This is a genomic window from Chitinophaga filiformis (genome assembly GCF_021646545.1).
In the GTDB taxonomy this organism is placed as follows: Bacteria; Bacteroidota; Bacteroidia; order Chitinophagales; family Chitinophagaceae; genus Chitinophaga; species Chitinophaga filiformis_A.
The window spans coordinates 26725-46847 of record NZ_JAKIRP010000016.1 but is presented as its reverse complement, the minus strand read 5'-3'; the positions used below and the strand labels follow the sequence as shown (position 1 = coordinate 46847).

Here is a 20123-nt window from a genome sequence, read left to right as displayed (position 1 = left end):
CCGCCGGATAGCGCTTTCCGATAGTATAGTAATGTGAACACTGCAAACCGCTAAAGAAATAATAAATGCTGACACGGGAAGGATGTCCTGCAACGATGCTTTCTATCAAAGATGCTTTGGAAGTGCTCGAAGGAAGATGGAAACTGCTCATTTTATTTTCATTGTCCTCGGGCCCGAAGCGATTCAAACAGATCTCAAAGGAAGTCGGTGGTATCACCGACAAGATGCTGTCTAAAGAGTTAAAGAGCCTGGAGGCCAATCAGCTGGTAAAAAGAGAGACACACGATACCTTTCCACCTTCGGTGGAATACTCCATCACCGAGCATGGCATGTCGCTGGAAAAGGTGCTGGATGAACTGCATTACTGGGGACTGGCACACCGTAAAAAGATCATCGGAAAGTAATGGCGGCTTGCCGGCGAATGTCTCGATGATCAACTGATCTTTCTTCCTACGAATCTGATCACAGCGCCTTTGCCAATATGGTACTTACCTTCGTTTAGCTGGATTTCTTCTTCCGCCAGCATCAACATTTCATAGTTTGGAAAATCGGTTCTTATTTCTTCGGTGGAATACAGCATATCAAGTTCCTTTGGTCCGCCAACCTTCGGATCGAGCCCGTTGAAATACAGGTGTTTCTTACTGAATGCTTCCAGGATGATAATACCACCAGGTTTGACATAGTCATTTAATTTCCTGTGGAAGACGGACTTCTTTTCTGCTGCAAAATGCGCGTATATAAGTCCGATGGCGTCGAAGGCTTCTTTCTCAAAGCTGAGATCATCTAAATCACCCACAATGTAGTTAAGTGTTACCTGATTTTCTGCTGCCAGTTGCAAGGCTTTCGACTGACCTTCTATGCTGAAGTCGAAACTTGTCACATCCCATCCCAGCCGTGCTGCGAAAACGCCGTTACGTCCTTCTCCATCAGCGGGCATCAGTATGGCGCCGGGTTTGAATTGTGGCAGCCATTCTTTGAAGAAGAGATTAGGTTCTTTACCGAAAGCAAATGCTGATTCTTTATAACGTTCGTCCCATTTCTGTTGCATAGCGTAATTGTTATTTACCTGCAAAGCTAGGTGCTGTGAGCGTTTGGGGAATAGGACAGAAATGTGGTTGAATGGAACTTATGTGAAGTTGTGAGTAAGAGAAATATTTGTCCAGCGGAGATATTTCCTGCATCATGGGAAGATGAGCATAAGCAATTAAGACTATATTTCGTAGCAGGCGCAGATGAAGAAAATACAACTGATCATTACACAGACCTGAATTGTTGCCTGAACACCTCCGGTGTAGACCCTGTATGTTTTTTGAAGAACCGGATAAAATAAGACACATCTTCATAACCCAAAGAATCTGCTATTTGATTAACCTGGCTGGAAGTAGCCAGCAGGTATCTTTTTGCTTCGAGGATGATGTGTTCATTGATCATTTCTGAACACGTTTTGTTCAGTGTTGCCTTTATGACGGCATTCAGCTGATAAAGGGAAAGATGCATCATATCGGCGTATTCAGACGCCTGCTTGACGTTCGTGATATGTGTTTCCAACAACGACAAAAATTCTTCCAATCGCTCCTGTGTATACAGGTTCATGTTACCAGAGGATGCCTTGTTGTACTGTCTGGCCAGTTCAACGAAGAAGATATGCAGATTGGCTTTGATGACCTCCTGGTATTGTTCCTGTTTAGCATTGTATTCCCGGTAGATGTTATCTAATGGAGTGGTCAGCTTATTGCATCCATCGTTATCTGACCGGTAATGATTCATTGAGCTTGCCTTGCGTAATAGCTGATGCCCGGTGGTATTTTGTGTGGAATAAAAGTCTGTTGTAAATGACATCAGGTAGCCGGTACTTCCTGCTTTCAATGTGAGCTGATGCACCTGGCCTGGTCGCATAAAGAAAATGGTATTATCAGCAACATCGTAGGATGTAAAGTCTATCTCATGTGTGCCTTTGCCTTTTTTTAATGCGAGTACATAAAAGAAGTTATGGCGGTGAAGCTCCTGTACCATGTCTTTCCCGGCGAGCAGTTCGCGCAGGTCGCGGATGCTAAAGTTGTTGAAAGGTTCTCCTTGTTCGGCTGTAATAATATTCCTTACGGGAATGTTCTCCATGAGGCCAGATTGCTGATGACGCGCTAAGATAGTGATTTTAGCGGAAGGGCTGTGATGCGCCTTAGCAATTGGTGCATCATGTTTCACTAACGTAATACTTACTGGAAGATGCCAATAGAAAAACACCCTCCCGGGTTGCGGGACCTGAGAGGGTGTTTTTACATGTAGCTATCAATAAACTCGCGGAGTGCCTATTTATTGGTGAGCGCCAGTTTAGTCCCGCTACTGAATAGCCTCGTTAACTGAACGCGCCAGCCTTACTTTCCTGCAGCAAAATAGCTGCCGTTGCCGAGATCTTCGATCAGCCCGGGGTGAGTGGGACGCCATCCCAGCCATTCCTGCGTTAGTGTGCCGGAAGCGGGACAATCAACTGCAAAGAAATGTCCCAGCCAGCCAAAATGCTCCTGCGCTTCGGCTGCTGATTTAGATACTACCGGCAGATTCAGCTGTTTACCGATTGCTGCGGCGATATCCCTGCTAGGAATGCCTTCGTCGCCAATTGCATGGAACCTGGTACCGGCAGCTCCTTTCTCAAGCGCCAGCCTGTATACACGGGCAGCATCCAGGCGGTGTACCGCCGGCCAGCGATTGACGCCTTCGCCAATATAGGCGGAAACACCCTTCTGACGGGCAATGTTGATCAGCATTGGAACGAAGCCATGATCATCCTTGTCATGTACAGATGTCGGGAGCCGCACTACGGAAGCACGCACTCCTTTGGCTGCTGCTGCCAGTGTGATCTCTTCGGAGGGAACGCGGTGCCTTCCGGGGGTGTTGGGATTTGGCGCATCATTTTCCGTACCGATACGGCCGCCATCCAGGGCTGCAATGGTTGCAATACCGGAGGTCACCACCAGGGGTTTACCTGATCCTGCAAGCGCTTCAATGAAGGTTTCAATGGCAGTCCTGTCAACGACAGCAGAAGCGGCCATGTTTGAGAAGTCATGGATGAAGGCGGTGTGGATGATCCCATCTGAAGCAAGTGCCGCCTGTCTGAGGCTGTCCAGATCTTCCAAAGTACCCCGGTGCACTTCAGCGCCCGCGGCTGTGAGTGTTGCTGCAGCTGCCTCTGAACGGGCAAGGCCCAGTACCTGATGGCCTGCGCTGAGTAACTCCTGAACAATGGCTGTGCCGACAAATCCGGTGGCGCCAGTGACAAAAACACGCATAGTTTGTGGTTTTAATGAATAAATCGATTCGTAAGCCAGTCTGTTGTGACTATTTACGGCACAAAATTGCGATGGAACTGCCCCGGGAAACAAGGAGATTTGACCTGATTTTTTGAGGTCATTTGACCTAAATTTGCAGTATTAGGAGTCCCGGACAACACAGGAAAAGGAGTGGAACAGGGGCTTAGAGATCCGTTAAAACGCCTTATAATCAATGTTTGAGTGTTTTGAAGCTTATATAACGTCCTATGCTGAGTTCACTAAAGAGGAGCTCAAATACATGCGTTCACTGGCCACAGAGAAAAAACTACGCAGACGACAAATGCTGCTGAAGGAAGGAGAAGTGTGCCGGCATAAGGTATTTGTGGCGAAAGGCTTGTTGAGAACGTATAGCCTGAAGGATGATGGCACGGAATACATCCTGCGCTTTACACCGGAGAACAACTGCACTATTGTACATCACAGTTATAATAACCAGGTCCCGTCAAAATATAACATTGACGCTCTGGAAGAGACAGTGATCGTCATGTGGACCCGCGAAGATTTTGAAGAGATCATGACAGCTATTCCCAACCTCCGGCTTTTCGCTGAGCGATTGAAAGAAAGTAACATGGACGCCAAGCCAGGAAAGGATCATGATGAATATCAGCTATACTGCTGAAGAGAAGTATGAGGACTTCGTCACTTCTTTTCCTGATGTATTCAGACGTGTACCGTTGCATATGGTCGCGTCTTATCTTGGCGTATCAAGAGAAACGCTGACACGTGTGAGACAGTCGCGTTTAAGGCAGCAAAAGGATAAGAGTATCGGCTAATGCATTCTCAGTACATAGATGTGTCTTATCCTGGCGTTTGAGAAGAAACGCTGCCCTGTGTGAGACAGGCTGCTTCGGGCGGTAGAAAGATAAGCAGCACCGGGTAATTCCATCAGATATCCGAAGGATAAGAGATGGCATATCAACAAATGAAGTGCCCCCCAAAAGTTAGACGCTTTTGGGGGCACTTCATTTGTTGAACGCCATTTTTCGTGTAGGCGGACAATGCCTATATCTTATTGCGGATTAACCGGAAGGCCATTGGCTTCGCGGATAAGCTGAAAAATATGATCGGGACGCACTACTACGTAGTTGGTATTAAGTGAATTGGCGACGTTTTTAAAACTTGTAGGCGTTACATTTTGCCAGGGTTGAGCCTGTATAATGATGAACCGTGGTGAAGTACCATTCCATCCCGCGGCAGCGGAAGCAATATGATCTTTCATGGCCTGTTCATTGGTGCAGTAGTTGCAGGACAGCGCCATACCAGGGAGACTGTTGTTGTATATACTCAATCCGCCGCCGGTATTCTGAGCAGTCAGGCCAAGTGTGAAAGGTGCATTGGCAGCAAAGGACTGTCCTACGTTCTGGTTAATGCCGCCTGTGATCGTATTCCAGATGGTGATGACCCTAAATCCTGCACGGCGGTTATATTCATCGGTTTTGGCAGCAAACTGGTTCAAACGGGCCTGATCGGGCCAGCTGTTTGGATAAGCGTAACCGTAGCCGGAGGGACCGGATATCAGGTTGTCATTGTTGGTAGAACTCTGCCAGTAATAGTTTAAAGCTCCGGGCATCGCATCAAGCATTGCTGGTGAAAGTGTCCACCCGATTGGAACAGATCCGCGGTCAGGGTTATCCCACAGCTTGCGCATGAGATGTTCAACATACTGCAGATTGTCTCCGTCACTCAGTATGAACGCCACATACAATTTGTTCTGCAAGGCCGGTTTCGCCGGCATTGGTTTCGTATTGACCGTTCTGGGCATGCCACTGTGAACGGTCAGATTGGTAGCCCAGTCGCTGGCAACCGTAGCGATACCATACCTCGATGCCCTTTCTACGCCAGGGGCTTCCTCCGGCCACCATCCCATGTAATTGGCGCCGGCAGGCATGGATGCTAAAAAGCTGTTGAGCAATTCACTTTCACCGGCTACCTCAGGATCCAGCCAGATGGTGGCTGCTCCCAGTGCTACCGCATATTCGCGGAGGGCTGCTTTATGTATATCGGGGTTCAGGCCTATTAACAGACGATGGTCAAGCGATGGCCAGTAATTGTTGTATATCGACTGATATACCTGTAGTTTACTGCTGAACTGACCCCGCAGATCGAGTAGTATGGGCAGGTTGTATGGTGCAGCCGTTAAGCGGGATAATAACAGGGGCGAGGCAATCAACGCTTTCCTGTCTTTCGCGAGCATAGTGGCCAGGTTGACGGTATGTATCTGGGCCGGGTCGTACACGATCAATCCTGATATTTCGCTCCGGTATTTACTAATGAGCCCCCATTTGTCGGAAGTTTCAGACCAGCTCAATCCCAGGGAGCGCAGCCAGGTATATTGTCCTTCTGCGAATGCATCTCCTTCGTAAGAAAAGAGACGGGGTTGGGTCCTGTTGACGATCCCTTTCAGGGAAGCAAACAAATACATTTCGGCAGTGGAGCCATTCTGCTGTACGCCGACCCAGTCCACTTTTGTATAAGAGGTACCTCTCCAGTAAACGCGTAACTCGATGGACTGATTATCGGCCGGCAGTGTAAAGGGCAGCGTAAAATTTACATATTGGCTGGCAACAGAAAATTGCCTGCGGGTGATGGTTCTTGAGGCCAGGATCGCGCCGTTAGTGGCATTCCTGACGTCTACATCCACGACAGGATCGTCGTTGGCTGTGTTGTTGTCCACCTTCATGCGGAACTCGGCTACATTCGGACCTGCGGGAATGCCCGTGTAGTAAGGGCCGTAGATCATATGTTCATCTGCGGCGTCGATACCGGTCTGGCATAACCAGCCATCGGTTTCTAATCTTCCTGTTTTGTGGCTTAACGCCGCTCCTTCTCCTTCCCATCGGGAGGAAGACTCCCGCAGGATAAAAAGGTCCTGCGTCTGGGCCGTGGAAGGAAAAGAGGGAAGGAGTTGTGCCGCGGGCCAGGTGATCTGTGCCATGGCCGGCGTAGTGAACAACTGGACAAGCAATAAAAGTGCTGTTACCGGGCGAATGGCCCCGTTAAATAGTGTGATCATAGGCTAACGTTTTTACAATCAGTAATTTGGTTTAAGTGGCTTAAAGTGATTCATATCAGGACCTGTTTTCTGAGACCATAATATAACGTGAATAAAAATTGACAAGTTTTAACCGGAATGGAGATGGGTTCACAATAAGGATATATCCTGTTAAATATACGAAAAAAAGAAGTAATAAGGCAAAGTATCCGTCGCAACATGTATCAGTGATGTGATAAAATATTTCCGTATATTGGAGTACGTAATAGGTCTATCCTTCATTAAAAAGACAAATCGATATACCCCTTTTTGTTAATCATTAAAACCCAATTTCACATGAAAGAAATGAAGGCCCTTTTGTCGATCTCACTATTTACCATGGTGTTATTGTTCAGTTCATTTGCTCCCAGGCAGGAGCAAAAGGTAAGTCCCGCTATTGTCAACTATGCCTGGTATAGTCCATCGGGGCAGTTTGTTGCCTGGAGTACACTGGGAAATGCCGAAGTTGTAAGCGACGCAGATACCAATCCGGAGAACGGAACGTTGGTACTGCTGGGTTACACTGATGGCGGTTTCGGATTACCACCTTCAGGAACGCTGGTATACAAACTGTATACGCATCCCTGATTATTGAAGAGAGGATGTTGTCAGAAAAAACGAACATCCTGAGAATTCCTTAGATGACTACAAGTACTTAAATGACTGCAAGTACTAAAATGAAAGGAGGCTGCGCACATTTGTGGCAGCCTCTTTTTGTTTTATACACCATATTATTTTTTTAGTAGCAGCTTCAATATTCCCACGCTTTTTTCCAGCTCATCTCTGGAAGAAGAAGCGAAACCAAGACGGGCGGCATTTGCATTAAACGTTGGATATACATGGTTTCTGCCGTTGGAGATGTATAAGCCCTTTTTTAACGCATTATTTGCCAGCTTTTCCAGATCGATGGAAGCCGCAAACTTTGTCCATACCGTCATTCCACCTTCCGGGATATTAAAGCTGACAGCATGTTTTAATTCATTGCTTAATAAGTCACAGAAAAAATCCCTTCTTTCTTTATATACCGGCAATGTTTTTCTAAGGTATCGCTGCATGGTACCGTCATGTAGCAGTTCTGCGATGGCGTTGTCCAGGATATGATCGCCCTGCCTGTCCAGCAGGATGCGGACGCGGCTCAGGTGTTCAATCACATTCTGTGAAGCCGCCAGATAACCGATACGGAAAGCAGGAGAGAAGCTCTTACTGAAAGATCCGCAATAGATGACCATACCATTTTCATCAGCGCTTGCCAGTGGCAATAAGGGACGGTGTTTGTAATGAAAGTCAAAGTCATAATCATCTTCGAAGATGATGAAGCCGTATTCACCTGCCAGCCGTAATAATTCGAGCCTTCTGTCGATCCGTAGTGAAACGGTGGTCGGGTAGTGATGATGCGGCGTAACATATACCATCCTTACTTTCTTCCGGCGGCAGATCTTTCTTAGTTCGTCTACTACCAGGCCATGTTCATCTACCGGAATACCGATATGTTTTGCACCGGCATGAATGAAATTCTGTTCAGCCCTTCGCCAGCCGGGAATGCCGGAAACAACGATATCGCCGGGACTGATCAGGCCATTGCACACCAGGTTGATGCCCATTACAGTTCCTTTCACTGAAAGAATATTCTGAGCAGTAGTTCTCAAGCCCCGCGTTTCGTTGAGGTATTTTGACAGGGCATCCTTGTAAAATTCGGAGCCGTCTGGCTGGCCGTATTTGCCGAACTTATTGTATAAGCCACTTCTGGTTAACTGGCTGCGATATGCCCTGTATAGCTCCTTTAAGGGAGCCAGTTTAGGGTCCGGGAACCCATCATCCAGATGCAGTTCGCTATTGATAACAGACGGCATGACTTCCAGGTACTTCATTCCCGGGATAACAAAACCTGCTGTTTGGGAGGTGTTGTTTTTTGTTCCGGTCCGCAACGTTCCGGGTGCAGATTCCGGTATGTGTGACGTAACGAATGTACCCCTGCCTACAGCACTTTCCAGCCATCCCTGCATCTGTAATTCCTCATATGCTTTGGATACAGTGATCCTGTTGATCTGCAGCAGGCTGGCCACATCCCGGGAGCCGGGCAGTTTAACGCCGGGACGCAGTATTCCTTTTTTGATAAGCGCCAGCATAGCATCTGCCAGCTGGAGGTATACCGCTCTTTCTACAGCGTGCTCAAGATGAATATCATGAAAGACCCGGGTTAAAATTGGACTATCCATTTTATTGAAATTGGACTACAAATATAATCCAATCAACAGATACATTTGTATCAGTTTAATGCCATCCGTTTATGTACGTTCCGCAGTCATTTCAGTTCAGGGATAATAAAGAGATGATAGATTTTATGAAGCAGTACAGCTTTGCTACTATCATTACGACGGGAGATAATATTCCTTTGGCGACTCATCTGCCATTCTTTATTCATGAGGAGGCAGGGAAGCTGGTACTGCGCGCGCATTTTGCAGCTGTTAATCCGCAGACAAAATATATCGAAGCCAATACATCGCTGGTTATATTCTCTGAGCCGCATGCTTATATTTCGCCCACACACTATGACAAAAGGGAAAGTGTGCCGACCTGGGATTATATGAGTGTGCATGCCTACGGAAAGGCCAGGGTACTGGAAGATGACGCTTCGAAAGCGCGGATACTGGAGCAGATGATCACTTTTTATGAGCCGGATTATCTGGCACAATGGCAGGAGCTTTCCGAAAAGTATAAAACCGGTATGATGCGGGGAATTGTAGCTTTTGAACTGGAAGTAACAGATCTGCAGGGGCAGAAGAAATTAAGCCAGAATAAAACGGGGGCTGAACGGGAGCGGATTGTCAGGCAGCTGGAGAAGAGCGGTAATACAGTGGAAAGGGACCTGGCGAATCATATCAAGGCACTGTAGGGATTCCATATTGTAGTGATATAAAACATGACATATGACATTCGATATTCAGCCTGTGTTGGAAAATGAACAGGCCATCCTTTATCCTTTGCGTGAGGAAGATTTTGACGATGTGTATGCAGTAGCAAGAGATCCGAAGATATGGGAACAGCATCCCAACAGGGAGCGATGGAAGGAAGAGGTATTCCGTACCTTCTTTGAAGGAGCTATCCAGAGTAAGGGGGCATTTAAGATCGTAGATAAGGCGACAGGGCATGTAGCAGGAAGCACCCGTTTTTATGATTATGATGAAGCGGAAAGCAGCATTTGTATCGGATATACTTTTTATGCTACAGCGTATTGGGGAACAGGGTTCAATCATGGTGTTAAGAGAATGATGCTGGATTATATTTTTCAATTCGTGTCGCAGGTGTATTTCCATATCGGCGTGAATAATATCCGTTCCCAGATATCTATTGGTCGCCTGGGTGCGGAGAAAGTGCGTGAGATGGAAGTGGCATATTTCGGGGAAGCATCTAAGCAGAATTTTTTATATAAGATCGGTAAGGATGGGTATTGAGGGTTTATTCCTTGACATCCTGACAGAACAGTCCTCATTCCCCTCTTTATCTGCTAAAATGACTGCCGTTTCACGCCTGGCATAAAAGTGGGGCTTACAGGCTAAAATAAGTTATATGTCAACACAGACTGCCATACTCGCGGGAGGTTGCTTTTGGGGCGTAGAAGAGCTCATCCGGGCGCTCCCTGGTGTAAAGAAGACGGTTGTCGGTTATACCGGCGGTGATGTCCGCAATGCTACTTACCGTAACCATGGAACACATGCAGAAGGCATTAAAATAGAGTTCGATCCAAATGAGCTTTCTTACCGCAAGCTGCTTGAGTTCTTTTTCCAGATACATGATCCTACCACACGTAACCGGCAGGGAAATGATATAGGTACATCTTACCGCTCAGCTATCTTCTACCTGGACGAAGAGCAGCAAAAGACGGCTGTTGAATTGGTGAAGGAGCTGACAGCAGCAGGGATCTATCGTAACCCGATCGTTACGGAGATAGTACCGGCATCAGATTTCTGGGATGCTGAGGAAGAACACCAGGATTATCTGCAGAAACATCCTTTTGGGTATACCTGCCATTTTATCCGGCCGGAGTGGAAGTTAGCAGAGACGGAAGGGAAATAGATAGATAGTTATTTAAACAATAGCACCACGGGATAGCTTATCAGTGAGGAGGATAGTGAGGGGGGACATCCTGTGGTAACTGAAGAAAAAAATCAGGTGTTTCCTCTATCGGAGAAAACACCTGATATAATTGTCGTTTATTTTTTGATATAACGGTATCTGAAGGCATCTTCATAAGTGTGTACTACTGTACCGTTCAGTGTTTCAGTCTCCACTTCTTTTCTTGTAACAGGATATCCGTCTTCGTCGTAAGTGAATTGTTCGGTTACAGTTAACACATAACCCGGATTAGTGTTAGACGTTTCTATAGATTTAACTACATTATTAACAGACAATCCGAAAGCAGGATCCTCAACTTCCAGCGCGAAAAACTCCGGTTGTCTGGATGCAAAGTTTACTTTGTCATCATAGGTATAGTCAGTAATAGAGCTATCCTTTGATTCAACACCATCAGTTACAGCCAGCAGCACTGTTCTGGTAACATTTCCCTTGCTGTCCCAGATGTAGGCATATTTATGCCGTATCTTGTAAGTCCCACCGATCTCAGAGCCAAGTTCATATAAAGCAGTTACACGACCATTAGCATCGTAAGCCAGACTATCGTAGCGGGATCTGGCGCCACTTGAAACAAAGAAGTTTGTCCTCAGCAGTTTACCTGCGCTGTTGTAATCAAACGTCTCAATCAGTTTCATTTCACCTCCGTCATAACTACCGCTCTTCTTTGTAAGTTTACCATTTTCATAGGTCAACTCAGTAATTTCTGTTGAAGTAGAATAGTTGCCTATTTTTTTCATGTTGTAGGCAGCATCATATGTTATCTCGAGGCTGTCTTCTTCAGAAAGTATGTGCAGCAGGTATTTCTTTCCGGATTGAGGTGTATTGTCGTCATCTTTGCTGCAGGCAGCAAACAATACCACAAGTGCGGCGGCACTGAATAACAGTTTCTTCATAGGTTTTTTTGTATAGATTTCTGATTTAAATATTAAAGGGCAATGTATTATAATGGGTTATGTTAACTGAAAAGGTTAAACATTCTCATGATGCCGGCGCAAATATATAGTATTTTAATTATTTGTAATGCGTGAAATAAAAACTCCTGTGTAAAATATTATAAAAGCGCTGGGCGTTAATGGGCTGTATATTCCTAAACTGTGCTTGACAATGGCCGGGACAGGGAGGCGGCCGAACCGGCAGTCCTCTCGGGGAACGAACAACATATTTTATAAATTGCTTATTTTCAGTAAAAAATGATCTTTCGCCGCATTTTAATGCTCGCTATCGTCTTGTTATTCGCCACCACGACTTTTGCTCAAACGCTACCGGTGGTAGATGTTTCCATGAGTCTGCTGAACTGGACCAAACATCTCGATAATGATGTAGACAAATACTTTACTAAGGAAAAGGGAGAGGAGCTGAGCCGCAGTTTTGAAGCGCTCAAAAGGGATCTCACTATTTACATGAAGACAAGGAAAAATCTTTCTGATAATATCTTCCGCAACAACACGGCCCCGGGTAAGAAGGATCCGGAAAACCTGGAGGTGCTGAAGACGCAGATGGGGGATGTGATCAGGCAGATGCGCAATGTTACGGACCTTACCAACAATGAATTACGGGCAGAAGGTGACCGTTTGAACGACAAGATATTTAATGTGCTGAACAGTGATGGCACCCAGTTCCTGTCCAATCTTGAGGCTTTCCTGGCTGGTCTGGATGTAAGTAAACGTGACTTAGCCCTTGATGCAAGTGTAGCGTACGATCGTCTGCAGCAGTCTATCAACCTGCTTGGGTCCACGCAGGGAAAGATCAATCAAAGAATGAAATAACAGGTACAAAATATTTTTAAGGCAGCTGGTGGGAATACCACCAGCTGTTTGTATTTAGTGCTGTTAGTTTTGTATCATGCTTTCTCTTCAACGCGGCCTATCGGATCCGGACTTTCCATCAACTCAGTACGCGCTATAGACCAGGCGCGATCTTCAGGATAGAGCTGGCTGCGGAGGTATGCCCAGGTAAGGCGTTGAACTGCTGCAACACGTGCAGGATTTTCATCTGTTGTTTCGGTTACCAGGTATCCGGAAATTCCACCGAGCAAATGTTCGCCTCCAAACAGGGTAAGCAATGATTTAGGCCCTGTACTCAGCGTATACGGGTCCATGAACCACTCCGGTCCCCGGACGGTGAGGAAAGAATCATCTTTGTCGCCCCACACTACGAGCGTCGGTGTAGTCATCTCTGCATAACTGGGATTCATAAACGGAAAGTGTGCCGCTGCAAAGGGGGTGAGGTCTGCGCCACCGCGGCCCGCCGCGCAAAGTAACACGCCGGCCTTGATGCGTGGGTCAGACATATCTTGTCCCGGTTTGCCATCAGCACCAATAATCCGTGCGCCTAACAGCATGCCTGTTGTTTGCGCACCAAACGAATGACCGACGGCGGCAATGCGGCTATGGTCAACGCGTCCCTTAAGTCCCGGAAGAGCGTCTTCAAAAACGTCAAGATGATCCAGGATGCGCTTCATATCCTCCACACGAAACCGCCAGATAACGGGTGTTCTCGGATCTTCAGGGCTGAGGCCAAGTGTTCTCGAGTCAAGGAAAGTGGGTTGTATCACAACGAAGCCGTGAGACGCCCAGAAATTAACGAGCGGCGCATAGCCGTCTAATGAGGAGCCGTAACCATGCGCAAAGACAATGACCGGTAGCTTATTGCCTGTAACGGGTGCAGAAACGCGTACCTGCAGGTCCACGCCACGTCCGGGCGCAGACAGTACGACGGGACTTACAGATACGACCTGTGTAGCTGTACTGATAATTCCATTTCCGTGTACAGTCGTCGCCGATGCTTCTAATCCAATTGATGCTTCTTTTTCCATGATGCCTGTGTTATAAGTTTAATCTGCAATCAGACGTAGTGGCTGATTGCTGCATTTGTTTTATGAACACAAAGCTCCGCTTAACCAACGGTCAATTTTAAAGAGAATCAAACGAAAAATTATGATTTTCATACTTTCCCCTTATTCTTCCGGAAAGCGTTGGGGGTAATGCCGCTTACACGTTTGAAATAGTTGTTAAAGTAGCTGGGGTATTCAAAACCCAGGGCATAGGCAATGTCGGCTACGCTCCAGTTGGTATGCTGTAAAAGCGCTTTTGCTTCTGCCGCAATGCGCTCAGCGATATGTACAGAAATGGGTTTGCCGGTAATTTCCTTTACGGAACGATTGAGATAGTTAACGTGAACGGCCAGACTTTCTGCAAAGTCCTGGGCTGTTCTCAACCGGAGTGGGTCTGCCATAGTTTCTATGGGGAATTGCTTTTCGAGTAATTCGGTAAATAAGCCGGTGATCCTCGCGGCAGCGTTTCTTTGCTTCAGTTCCTGTTGTGGCTGAATGCTCAATGCTTCGTGAATAATCAGGTCTATGCAGCTTCTGAGCATTTCGTCCTTCCGGTCATAATCACCGCTGTATACAGACAACATCCTTTGATAAAGTCCTTCAATAAACGTTGCCTGTTCGCTGTTTATGGGAATCACCGGTATCCCGTCAAAACGGAATATAGTGGCATTCAGTAAACTTTCCTTCCTGTCCCTGCTTCCGATAAATTCTTCCGTAAACAGGCAGGCATAACCTTTTTGTTCAGGTGAGCGGTGCTCAGTGGAATAGGGGATATGGGGATTGCCGAAAAACAGGAAAGTGTCATTTATGTCGATTGTCTTATCGCCATAACAGATGTTCATGTCGCCGGTAGCCAGTACTATTTTATAGAAATCGCGCCTGCCATATGAAAGAGAAGCATATGCAGGGCCTGTGATCTCATGGACTTTAAAGCCTTTCAATTTCAAATCAGCCGCCTGGAATGCGGCAGCTGTACATACAGGATGACTTTTCATCCGACAAAATTAACAAAATCAAACCTATGTCTGTAAACAAGCATTCGATTCCAATAGTAATTCCAGTAGGAGTGGGCAGGTATAAGCATTAAAAAACTATAATGCTATTTTATACTTCTGACCGGATTTGAGTGATAACAGGTTAAAAATGAACGCATTAGCTTGTGGTGGCATCCGGACGCAGGCGCCGCCATCCTGCTTACGGCGATTGGCTTTGTGTTGACTTTGATTGCGGGATTCCTGGGTTGGACATTGGTGCAGAAGCATTATGTAGGTGTTGATATAGACGTTCCAGCTCAAAGACTTTGAAATATGGAGATAGCAACGGTGATTGAACAAAAAGAATACTATTTGGTTAGTAAAAGGGGATCGAATATTTAATGCAGAGATCAAAGCATTTGGGAATACTATGAAATATAGGAGAGACGGGGGATTCCCGGACAGGCGCATCCTGAAATTACGCCTGGGGCCTTCATCTGATTTGACTTAATCCCTTAAGCCTGGAACAGGTCGAAATGTCGTAACGTCGTTAATATTCTTCATGCATAGATGTTTTAACGTTGGTGTTGAAACTATTCAATTGCTCGCCCCACAGTGAACAGTGCCCCGATATAGCTTTACGTTATTCCATATTTCCTAATAAAAACACAATACACCATGGACTTCAAAAAAAAGTTAGCGCAACTTGGCGAGCAGCCAGACATTATCCTGATCATTACTGATGAACAGCGTGCAACACAACATTTTCCACCGGGATGGGAGGAGCAGCATCTCCCAACACTTACCTTCCTTAAAAAGAACGGATTCAGTTTCGACAGGGCTTTCTGTAACACCTGTATGTGTTCACCCAGCAGGGCTACATTATTCACCGGTCTTTACCCGGCCAAACATATGGTTTCCCAGACACTGACCATAGGAGGACCTTTATCGCCTGCGGAACCAACCCTTAGTCCATCTTTGCCAAACATCATGAATGTACTCTGGAATGAAGGTTATGATGTACAGTATCGTGGTAAGTGGCATATGAGTAAAGGTGTGGCCGGCAACGGTGCGGTGACCAATTACGACAATTTAACACCTGCGGATATAGCTTTATTCGGCGCCATGGGCTGGATATCGCCAGATGCAGGAGAAGACGTGAACCCATTAAATTTTGGCGGTGGATTTGCCAATCATGATGCCCGGTATGTGGCAGAAGCGATCAAATATCTGCAGGAGGTAAAAGCCAGAAGGGCGGCAGGTCATCACAAGCCATATTGCCTGATCGTATCGCTGGTGAATCCGCACGATGTATTGGCTTATCCGAATACAGCCGGCACCTCAGGATATCACTCCGATTCCTGGTCCGGAAGGGAAATCGGGTTACCTGATACCGTGAATGAGCACTTGCTGGCCAATAAAAAACCAATGGCCCAGGAACAGATCCTGATAGGAATGGCAGGTTTATTAGGGCCTTTGGCTACAACGGAGCAAAAGTTGAATTACATAAATTTTTATGGCTATCTGTTAAGCTGGGTCGATAAAGAGATCGGTCACCTGATCAAAGAATTGTATGCCAAAGATAGTAACGGGAAAAGCCTGGCAGATGCAGCTATCGTTACCTTTACTTCAGACCATGGAGAAATGGGGCTTGCACATGGTGGATTGCGTCAGAAGACCTTTGTGGCTTACGAAGAAGCATTGAGGATTCCGCTGGTCATCTCCAATCCTGTTTTGTTTTCCGGCGACCAGGCGCAGCACTCAATGGCGCTGGCGACACTGGCAGATATAATGCCTACGTTCCTGGAGATTGCCAATGTGTCGAACCCTCCTACAGGACTGGCAGGCACCAGCCTGTTGCCAATTATAGAGGAAGGCATTCCTGTACAGGATAGCATATTGTTTACTTATGATGATACAAAGGCAGGATCCAACAGCCAATGGTCGGCCGTAAATGCCGCAAATCGTATCCGCTGCATTCGTACGGAGAAATGGAAGTTTAGTTATTATTTTGATGCAGCAGGTGCTTATTACAACCAGTTTGAGCTGTATGATCTGGTGAACGATCCTTCTGAATATACTAACCTTGCATATGATCCGGCATACCGGGAAATCCGGGACGATCTCGCAAAACAACTGCATCAGCTGATTATAGATAAGCTGAGAGTGAGGGCTCCGCAGGAAACGGAGCAGGTACAGGAATCTCAGCTGGATAGTATTTCAGCTTAGTGGTAATAAATCTTTTTAAAAGTGAAAGCGCTTTCCTGAAATTTGAAAGCCCACTTCAAATTGAGTGGGCTTTCTTCTATAACATACAATCACAAAAGAATACTGTTAGAATTTGCCATTATTGTTCTTCCATTGGTCTTTTGCTGGTATTTCTTCAATCGTATCCCAATGTTCTGCTATTTTACCATTCTCTACCCTGAAAAGGTCATAGAATGATGAATGCTTGCCGCCAAGATGTCCTTCGCTTACTACTAAAACAAAATTGCCTTCTCCCAGTACTTTGTGAATCTTGTCGTATTTCATCGTGATGCCCTGCTTCGCCATCTCGCTCAATGCAGCACCTAATCCGGAGAGCTGGTCAGGTATCTGTGGATTGTGTTGGATATAATTGTCGCCATTGAAGTATCCGGTCAGCTTCTCCATTTTACCATTTACAAGAATATCTTCAACGAAATTTTTGACCAGTTGTTTGTTAACAGCCGTCTTATCCGGATCTTTTGCCTCCGTTGATCCGTCTGTCATTGTATGGCCGCTGGGATTCGGTGTAGATGGCTTTTCCTGCAGGTTGTCCCAGTGCTCCACAATTTTGCCGTCCTCGAAACGGAAGATGTCAAATCCGATCTTTGGACCGAAGAAGTTGTAGTCAGTGTGCGCAAACACATAATCGCCATCCTGGAATACTCTTACGGTATTCACTTTCGCTGATTTTGGCGGCAGTTGTTGCAGTAGCTTTCCGAAACCCGCTAATCCATCTTCAGCGCCGAGGTTATGCTGGATGTATTTATTGGGATTAATTACGGCAACAGGTTCACTGGCGCCTGTTTCAATAGCTTTTAAAAGCGCTATAACTTTTTCTTTTTTTTCCATATGCCTGGGTTTTGTCGCGTAAATAAATAGTGCTGGTATTATCAGTGCAGATACTGCCAGATAAGTGATCGCTTTAAATTTCATTCAGTTTCGTTTTGACATAGCAAAGGTCTTCCAATACCCTGGGCCGGGAAAGGTCAAAATCGGACGATGTATGATACTTTTGGGAACGGGGGGATTAGTGGCTTTCGCGGAACTCTATGGGCGTCTTTTCCGCGTGTTTTTTAAAGAATTTGATAAAGTTGGTGGGTTCGTCGAAACCCAGTTCATAGCCGATTTCCTTGATTGAATAAAGCGTATGCACAAGGAGCCGCTTCGCTTCCAGCATTACACGTTCATCTATCAGTTCTTTCGGTGTTTTGCCAAGTGTCTTTGTAGTGGCGTTGGTAAGGCGCTTTTCGGAAACATTCATTTGACCGGCATATCCGTTAACGGACCGCAGCCCTTTATATTGATTATTTAAAAGGTCTTTAAATAAGGTGGTATAGTCAAGATCGGCGCCTTTTTTTATTTCATGATGCCCCAGTCGTCTATACTCACGTTCGCAACGCAATAGAAGGGTATGAAGGAGGTTCCGGAGAATGTCATATGTATAAGCATCTTCCTTTTCAGGAAGTTCGTTTTCTATTTCAGTGAAACAGGCAATGAGCGGCTTTGACCTTGCAGACAGTTTAAGCGTGGCGGTATCCAGAAAATCATTGAACAGAATGGAATTTTTGAGGAACAGGAGATCATCGTTTGATTTGGCAAAAAAGTCATCCGTGAATAACAACACCTTTCCTGTAACTTTCTGACTTTGCTGAAAGGTTTGTACCTGATGCTTGTTGACAAACAGCAGGGTGTTATTCAGGTTGCGGACAGGCTTGAAATCGACCACGTGTACCTGTGGCGCCTGCTGAAACCAGAAGATGTGATAGAAATCAGCGCGATGTGGCTGGACAAGGATATCCCGGTGCTCGGTATATAATTTCTTTAACGGCTGCACCTCTATCTCGTGCCGGAATCCTGCTTTGAATCTGTATGACTTTATATCTGTCGCCATAATAAAAAATATACGGGCCTGAATTGTGGCTACATCTTTTCTTCTCTGGGCGGGTGCCCGAACTTTTTCTTAAACGCAGCGCTGAAATGTTGTACAGACGAGTACCCTAACAGGTTTGCAATTTCGGTCACGGATTTATTAGGATCGGATAAATAATCCCGCGATAACTCCAGGCGCTTTTCCGCAAGATAGCCGAACACGGTGATCTGAAACATTTCTTTAAATCCGCGTTTCAGTTTGTATTCATTCAGACCTGCTATGCGGGCAAGCTCTGACAGACCGGGCGGGTTGTCTATGTGTTGCAGCACGTACTCCCTCGCATAATGGATGCGGTCTTTATCATAATCAGTACGGGCAACGGCCTTTTTAGGGGGGCGGTTAAACGCTTCTGCCTGCAATACCAGTAGTTCAATGGCCTTGGACAGGAGGAACATTTTCTTGAGCCCCTGTTGATATTTGCAGTTAAGAATAGCGTCGATCGTTTGTTGCATTGGCAGATCTATCGGCAGATGCTGGTCAGCGATCAATACCGGCTTTCCGGATACGATATTTTCAGAAAAGCGCTTCAGGGTATCGTTGGCGTTTTCTGTTAATTTCAGGAAGCGCTCGCGGGGAAACTGGATCTGGAACTGAGAGGCATGCAAATGTTCATTGCTGATGGTACCGGCATTGCTATTGCCGTAGAGTATGTTATGCTGATTATGTTCAAAGGAGAGCAGATTCCCGTGTTGAACGGAATTAAGCAGCAATTTGCCACGGAGATTGAAATGCATTTGCACAACATCTTCGTCAAAGCGGAAGGCCATATCTGAACGGGTCTTATAATGCCAGTTGGTATGTATCATACGAATACCGTCAAATTGCCAATGCGACAGCACAGCATCAGCGAACGGCAACGCGATGCGGTTGGTGTGTTCTATGAGGTCGGAGCTATTGGCATCACTATCGGGTGCGTCACTGTGACGGACTATCTGGTTGCTGGCAATATGCTTGATCTCAAATGGCATGTGTTCCTCAGATATAAATTTAACTCCCTTAAATGTAAATAAAATTTTGGGAACCGGCCCACCTTCGCATCAAAACAAGAACGCTATGAATCTGTTCCTTCTGAGTTTACTGGTACACATTACAGGATTGACATTAGCCGCCGGAACGACTTTTATCAGTTATCTGATGAACCGCCGTTTCTGGAAATTTTATGTAACTGACAAAGCCAAGGCATTAACGGTGATGGAACTGGGTGCCAGGCTTCCTATGATCATTGGCATCGGCATGGGCTTACTATTACTTTCCGGCTTCTCGCTCATGTACCTGACAAAAGGTGTTTTTGCAGAACAGCTTTGGTTCAGGATAAAGATCGTACTGGTACTAATTGGCATTGGTGCTGGTTTTGTGGGGAAATCACTGGGCAACAGGATGAATGCAATGGTTGCTGCAGATAGTGGTGCAGGTGTTGGCAGCCTGAAGCAGAAAATGATGCTGTTCTATCTGGCGCAGCTGCTTTTGCTGTTCAGCATTTTTGTGCTGGGTGTGTTTAAGTTTAATTGATCGTGGTTGTTACAGGACAAGTTTAGCTGGACACCCTTCAGATTTAACGATTTGAAGGGTGTTCGTTATTTACAATCGCCGGCTAATGCCAGTATCCCACAATCAATGAGCGTATAATCGGGGAAGGTGTCTTCCCACTAGC

21 protein-coding genes are annotated in these 20123 nt (G+C 46.0%); 10 read left to right on the top strand and 11 right to left on the bottom strand.

Annotated elements, in window-relative coordinates:
* The first annotated feature begins 65 nt into the window (after positions 1 to 65).
* On the top strand, positions 66 to 404 hold the full coding sequence (locus L3C95_RS28410; RefSeq protein ID WP_236393596.1) for a winged helix-turn-helix transcriptional regulator: 339 nt from the start codon (positions 66 to 68) through the stop codon (positions 402 to 404).
* A gap of 29 nt (positions 405 to 433) precedes the next feature.
* On the opposite strand, the gene L3C95_RS28405 is transcribed toward L3C95_RS28410, so the two are convergent.
* The 3 genes from L3C95_RS28405 to L3C95_RS28395 form a co-directional block, all read right to left on the bottom strand.
* Positions 434 to 1048, bottom strand: a complete 615-nt coding sequence (locus L3C95_RS28405) for a class I SAM-dependent methyltransferase (RefSeq protein ID WP_236393595.1) — start codon at positions 1046 to 1048, stop codon at positions 434 to 436.
* A gap of 206 nt (positions 1049 to 1254) precedes the next feature.
* Positions 1255 to 2115 carry an AraC family transcriptional regulator gene (locus L3C95_RS28400; protein ID WP_236393594.1) on the bottom strand — a complete coding sequence of 287 codons (861 nt, stop codon included), beginning with the start codon at positions 2113 to 2115 and terminating at the stop codon, positions 1255 to 1257.
* A gap of 257 nt (positions 2116 to 2372) precedes the next feature.
* Positions 2373 to 3284: an SDR family oxidoreductase gene (locus tag L3C95_RS28395; RefSeq protein ID WP_236393593.1), complete on the bottom strand. Its 912-nt coding sequence runs from the start codon at positions 3282 to 3284 to the stop codon at positions 2373 to 2375.
* Positions 3285 to 3498: 214 nt separating this feature from the next.
* On the opposite strand from L3C95_RS28395, the gene L3C95_RS28390 reads away from it, so the two are divergent.
* Together L3C95_RS28390 and L3C95_RS28385 are read left to right on the top strand one after the other, a co-directional pair.
* The gene (locus L3C95_RS28390; RefSeq protein ID WP_236393592.1) at positions 3499 to 3945 is read left to right on the top strand and encodes a Crp/Fnr family transcriptional regulator; all 447 of its coding nucleotides are present in this window, start codon (positions 3499 to 3501) and stop codon (positions 3943 to 3945) included.
* Positions 3920 to 4099: a hypothetical protein gene (locus L3C95_RS28385; RefSeq protein WP_236393591.1), complete on the top strand. Its 180-nt coding sequence runs from the start codon at positions 3920 to 3922 to the stop codon at positions 4097 to 4099. The genes L3C95_RS28390 and L3C95_RS28385 overlap by 26 nt, the downstream gene beginning before the upstream one ends.
* Before the next feature lie 236 nt (positions 4100 to 4335).
* Here the strand turns inward: L3C95_RS28385 and L3C95_RS28380 are convergent, their stop codons facing one another.
* Positions 4336 to 6339: a GxGYxYP domain-containing protein gene (locus L3C95_RS28380; RefSeq protein WP_236393590.1), complete on the bottom strand. Its 2004-nt coding sequence runs from the start codon at positions 6337 to 6339 to the stop codon at positions 4336 to 4338.
* A gap of 315 nt (positions 6340 to 6654) precedes the next feature.
* On the opposite strand from L3C95_RS28380, the gene L3C95_RS28375 reads away from it, so the two are divergent.
* Complete coding sequence (locus L3C95_RS28375) at positions 6655 to 6945, top strand: hypothetical protein (protein WP_236393589.1); 291 nt, start codon at positions 6655 to 6657, stop codon at positions 6943 to 6945.
* Between the two features lie 143 nt (positions 6946 to 7088).
* On the opposite strand, the gene L3C95_RS28370 is transcribed toward L3C95_RS28375, so the two are convergent.
* Positions 7089 to 8573 carry a PLP-dependent aminotransferase family protein gene (locus L3C95_RS28370; RefSeq protein ID WP_236393588.1) on the bottom strand — a complete coding sequence of 495 codons (1485 nt, stop codon included), beginning with the start codon at positions 8571 to 8573 and terminating at the stop codon, positions 7089 to 7091.
* Between the two features lie 71 nt (positions 8574 to 8644).
* On the opposite strand from L3C95_RS28370, the gene L3C95_RS28365 reads away from it, so the two are divergent.
* From L3C95_RS28365 to msrA, 3 genes are all read left to right on the top strand, one after another.
* A complete protein-coding gene (locus tag L3C95_RS28365; RefSeq protein ID WP_236393586.1) occupies positions 8645 to 9250 on the top strand; it encodes an FMN-binding negative transcriptional regulator in 606 nt (201 codons plus the stop codon).
* Positions 9251 to 9284: 34 nt separating this feature from the next.
* On the top strand, positions 9285 to 9809 hold the full coding sequence (locus tag L3C95_RS28360; protein WP_236393584.1) for a GNAT family N-acetyltransferase: 525 nt from the start codon (positions 9285 to 9287) through the stop codon (positions 9807 to 9809).
* A gap of 115 nt (positions 9810 to 9924) precedes the next feature.
* Positions 9925 to 10431 (top strand): peptide-methionine (S)-S-oxide reductase MsrA, encoded by a 507-nt coding sequence (gene msrA / locus L3C95_RS28355; protein ID WP_236393582.1) that lies wholly within the window; start codon positions 9925 to 9927, stop codon positions 10429 to 10431.
* 137 nt (positions 10432 to 10568) lie between these two features.
* Here the strand turns inward: msrA and L3C95_RS28350 are convergent, their stop codons facing one another.
* Complete coding sequence (locus tag L3C95_RS28350) at positions 10569 to 11381, bottom strand: hypothetical protein (protein ID WP_236393575.1); 813 nt, start codon at positions 11379 to 11381, stop codon at positions 10569 to 10571.
* 318 nt (positions 11382 to 11699) lie between these two features.
* Between L3C95_RS28350 and L3C95_RS28345 the strand changes: the two genes are divergently transcribed.
* Positions 11700 to 12254, top strand: a complete 555-nt coding sequence (locus L3C95_RS28345) for a hypothetical protein (protein ID WP_236393573.1) — start codon at positions 11700 to 11702, stop codon at positions 12252 to 12254.
* Positions 12255 to 12328: 74 nt separating this feature from the next.
* On the opposite strand, the gene L3C95_RS28340 is transcribed toward L3C95_RS28345, so the two are convergent.
* Together L3C95_RS28340 and L3C95_RS28335 are read right to left on the bottom strand one after the other, a co-directional pair.
* A complete protein-coding gene (locus L3C95_RS28340; protein WP_236393572.1) occupies positions 12329 to 13303 on the bottom strand; it encodes an alpha/beta hydrolase family protein in 975 nt (324 codons plus the stop codon).
* 128 nt (positions 13304 to 13431) lie between these two features.
* Positions 13432 to 14316, bottom strand: coding sequence for a helix-turn-helix domain-containing protein (locus L3C95_RS28335; RefSeq protein WP_236393566.1), 885 nt, complete (start codon positions 14314 to 14316; stop codon positions 13432 to 13434).
* Positions 14317 to 14973: 657 nt separating this feature from the next.
* Here L3C95_RS28335 and L3C95_RS28330 point away from each other — a divergent pair.
* The gene (locus tag L3C95_RS28330) at positions 14974 to 16524 is read left to right on the top strand and encodes a sulfatase-like hydrolase/transferase (RefSeq protein ID WP_236393560.1); all 1551 of its coding nucleotides are present in this window, start codon (positions 14974 to 14976) and stop codon (positions 16522 to 16524) included.
* 105 nt (positions 16525 to 16629) lie between these two features.
* On the opposite strand, the gene L3C95_RS28325 is transcribed toward L3C95_RS28330, so the two are convergent.
* From L3C95_RS28325 to L3C95_RS28315, 3 genes are all read right to left on the bottom strand, one after another.
* Complete coding sequence (locus L3C95_RS28325) at positions 16630 to 17391, bottom strand: nuclear transport factor 2 family protein (RefSeq protein ID WP_236393558.1); 762 nt, start codon at positions 17389 to 17391, stop codon at positions 16630 to 16632.
* 178 nt (positions 17392 to 17569) lie between these two features.
* On the bottom strand, positions 17570 to 18433 hold the full coding sequence (locus L3C95_RS28320; RefSeq protein WP_236393552.1) for a helix-turn-helix domain-containing protein: 864 nt from the start codon (positions 18431 to 18433) through the stop codon (positions 17570 to 17572).
* 29 nt (positions 18434 to 18462) lie between these two features.
* A complete protein-coding gene (locus tag L3C95_RS28315) occupies positions 18463 to 19440 on the bottom strand; it encodes a helix-turn-helix transcriptional regulator (protein ID WP_236393550.1) in 978 nt (325 codons plus the stop codon).
* Between the two features lie 85 nt (positions 19441 to 19525).
* Between L3C95_RS28315 and L3C95_RS28310 the strand changes: the two genes are divergently transcribed.
* Positions 19526 to 19981 carry a hypothetical protein gene (locus tag L3C95_RS28310; RefSeq protein WP_236393549.1) on the top strand — a complete coding sequence of 152 codons (456 nt, stop codon included), beginning with the start codon at positions 19526 to 19528 and terminating at the stop codon, positions 19979 to 19981.
* The last annotated feature ends 142 nt before the right edge of the window (positions 19982 to 20123 follow it).

Excerpts from the sequence above, each read along its gene's own strand:
- L3C95_RS28410 (WP_236393596.1), top strand. The coding sequence starts at position 66 with ATGCTGACACGGGAAGGATGTCCTGCAACGATGCTTTCTATCAAAGAT.
- L3C95_RS28405 (WP_236393595.1), bottom strand. The coding sequence starts at position 1,048 with ATGCAACAGAAATGGGACGAACGTTATAAAGAATCAGCATTTGCTTTC.
- L3C95_RS28400 (WP_236393594.1), bottom strand. The coding sequence starts at position 2,115 with ATGGAGAACATTCCCGTAAGGAATATTATTACAGCCGAACAAGGAGAA.
- L3C95_RS28395 (WP_236393593.1), bottom strand. The coding sequence starts at position 3,284 with ATGCGTGTTTTTGTCACTGGCGCCACCGGATTTGTCGGCACAGCCATT.
- L3C95_RS28390 (WP_236393592.1), top strand. The coding sequence starts at position 3,499 with ATGTTTGAGTGTTTTGAAGCTTATATAACGTCCTATGCTGAGTTCACT.
- L3C95_RS28385 (WP_236393591.1), top strand. The coding sequence starts at position 3,920 with ATGATGAATATCAGCTATACTGCTGAAGAGAAGTATGAGGACTTCGTC.
- L3C95_RS28380 (WP_236393590.1), bottom strand. The coding sequence starts at position 6,339 with ATGATCACACTATTTAACGGGGCCATTCGCCCGGTAACAGCACTTTTA.
- L3C95_RS28375 (WP_236393589.1), top strand. The coding sequence starts at position 6,655 with ATGAAAGAAATGAAGGCCCTTTTGTCGATCTCACTATTTACCATGGTG.
- L3C95_RS28370 (WP_236393588.1), bottom strand. The coding sequence starts at position 8,573 with ATGGATAGTCCAATTTTAACCCGGGTCTTTCATGATATTCATCTTGAG.
- L3C95_RS28365 (WP_236393586.1), top strand. The coding sequence starts at position 8,645 with ATGTACGTTCCGCAGTCATTTCAGTTCAGGGATAATAAAGAGATGATA.
- L3C95_RS28360 (WP_236393584.1), top strand. The coding sequence starts at position 9,285 with ATGACATTCGATATTCAGCCTGTGTTGGAAAATGAACAGGCCATCCTT.
- msrA (WP_236393582.1), top strand. The coding sequence starts at position 9,925 with ATGTCAACACAGACTGCCATACTCGCGGGAGGTTGCTTTTGGGGCGTA.
- L3C95_RS28350 (WP_236393575.1), bottom strand. The coding sequence starts at position 11,381 with ATGAAGAAACTGTTATTCAGTGCCGCCGCACTTGTGGTATTGTTTGCT.
- L3C95_RS28345 (WP_236393573.1), top strand. The coding sequence starts at position 11,700 with ATGCTCGCTATCGTCTTGTTATTCGCCACCACGACTTTTGCTCAAACG.
- L3C95_RS28340 (WP_236393572.1), bottom strand. The coding sequence starts at position 13,303 with ATGGAAAAAGAAGCATCAATTGGATTAGAAGCATCGGCGACGACTGTA.
- L3C95_RS28335 (WP_236393566.1), bottom strand. The coding sequence starts at position 14,316 with ATGAAAAGTCATCCTGTATGTACAGCTGCCGCATTCCAGGCGGCTGAT.
- L3C95_RS28330 (WP_236393560.1), top strand. The coding sequence starts at position 14,974 with ATGGACTTCAAAAAAAAGTTAGCGCAACTTGGCGAGCAGCCAGACATT.
- L3C95_RS28325 (WP_236393558.1), bottom strand. The coding sequence starts at position 17,391 with ATGGAAAAAAAAGAAAAAGTTATAGCGCTTTTAAAAGCTATTGAAACA.
- L3C95_RS28320 (WP_236393552.1), bottom strand. The coding sequence starts at position 18,433 with ATGGCGACAGATATAAAGTCATACAGATTCAAAGCAGGATTCCGGCAC.
- L3C95_RS28315 (WP_236393550.1), bottom strand. The coding sequence starts at position 19,440 with ATGCCATTTGAGATCAAGCATATTGCCAGCAACCAGATAGTCCGTCAC.
- L3C95_RS28310 (WP_236393549.1), top strand. The coding sequence starts at position 19,526 with ATGAATCTGTTCCTTCTGAGTTTACTGGTACACATTACAGGATTGACA.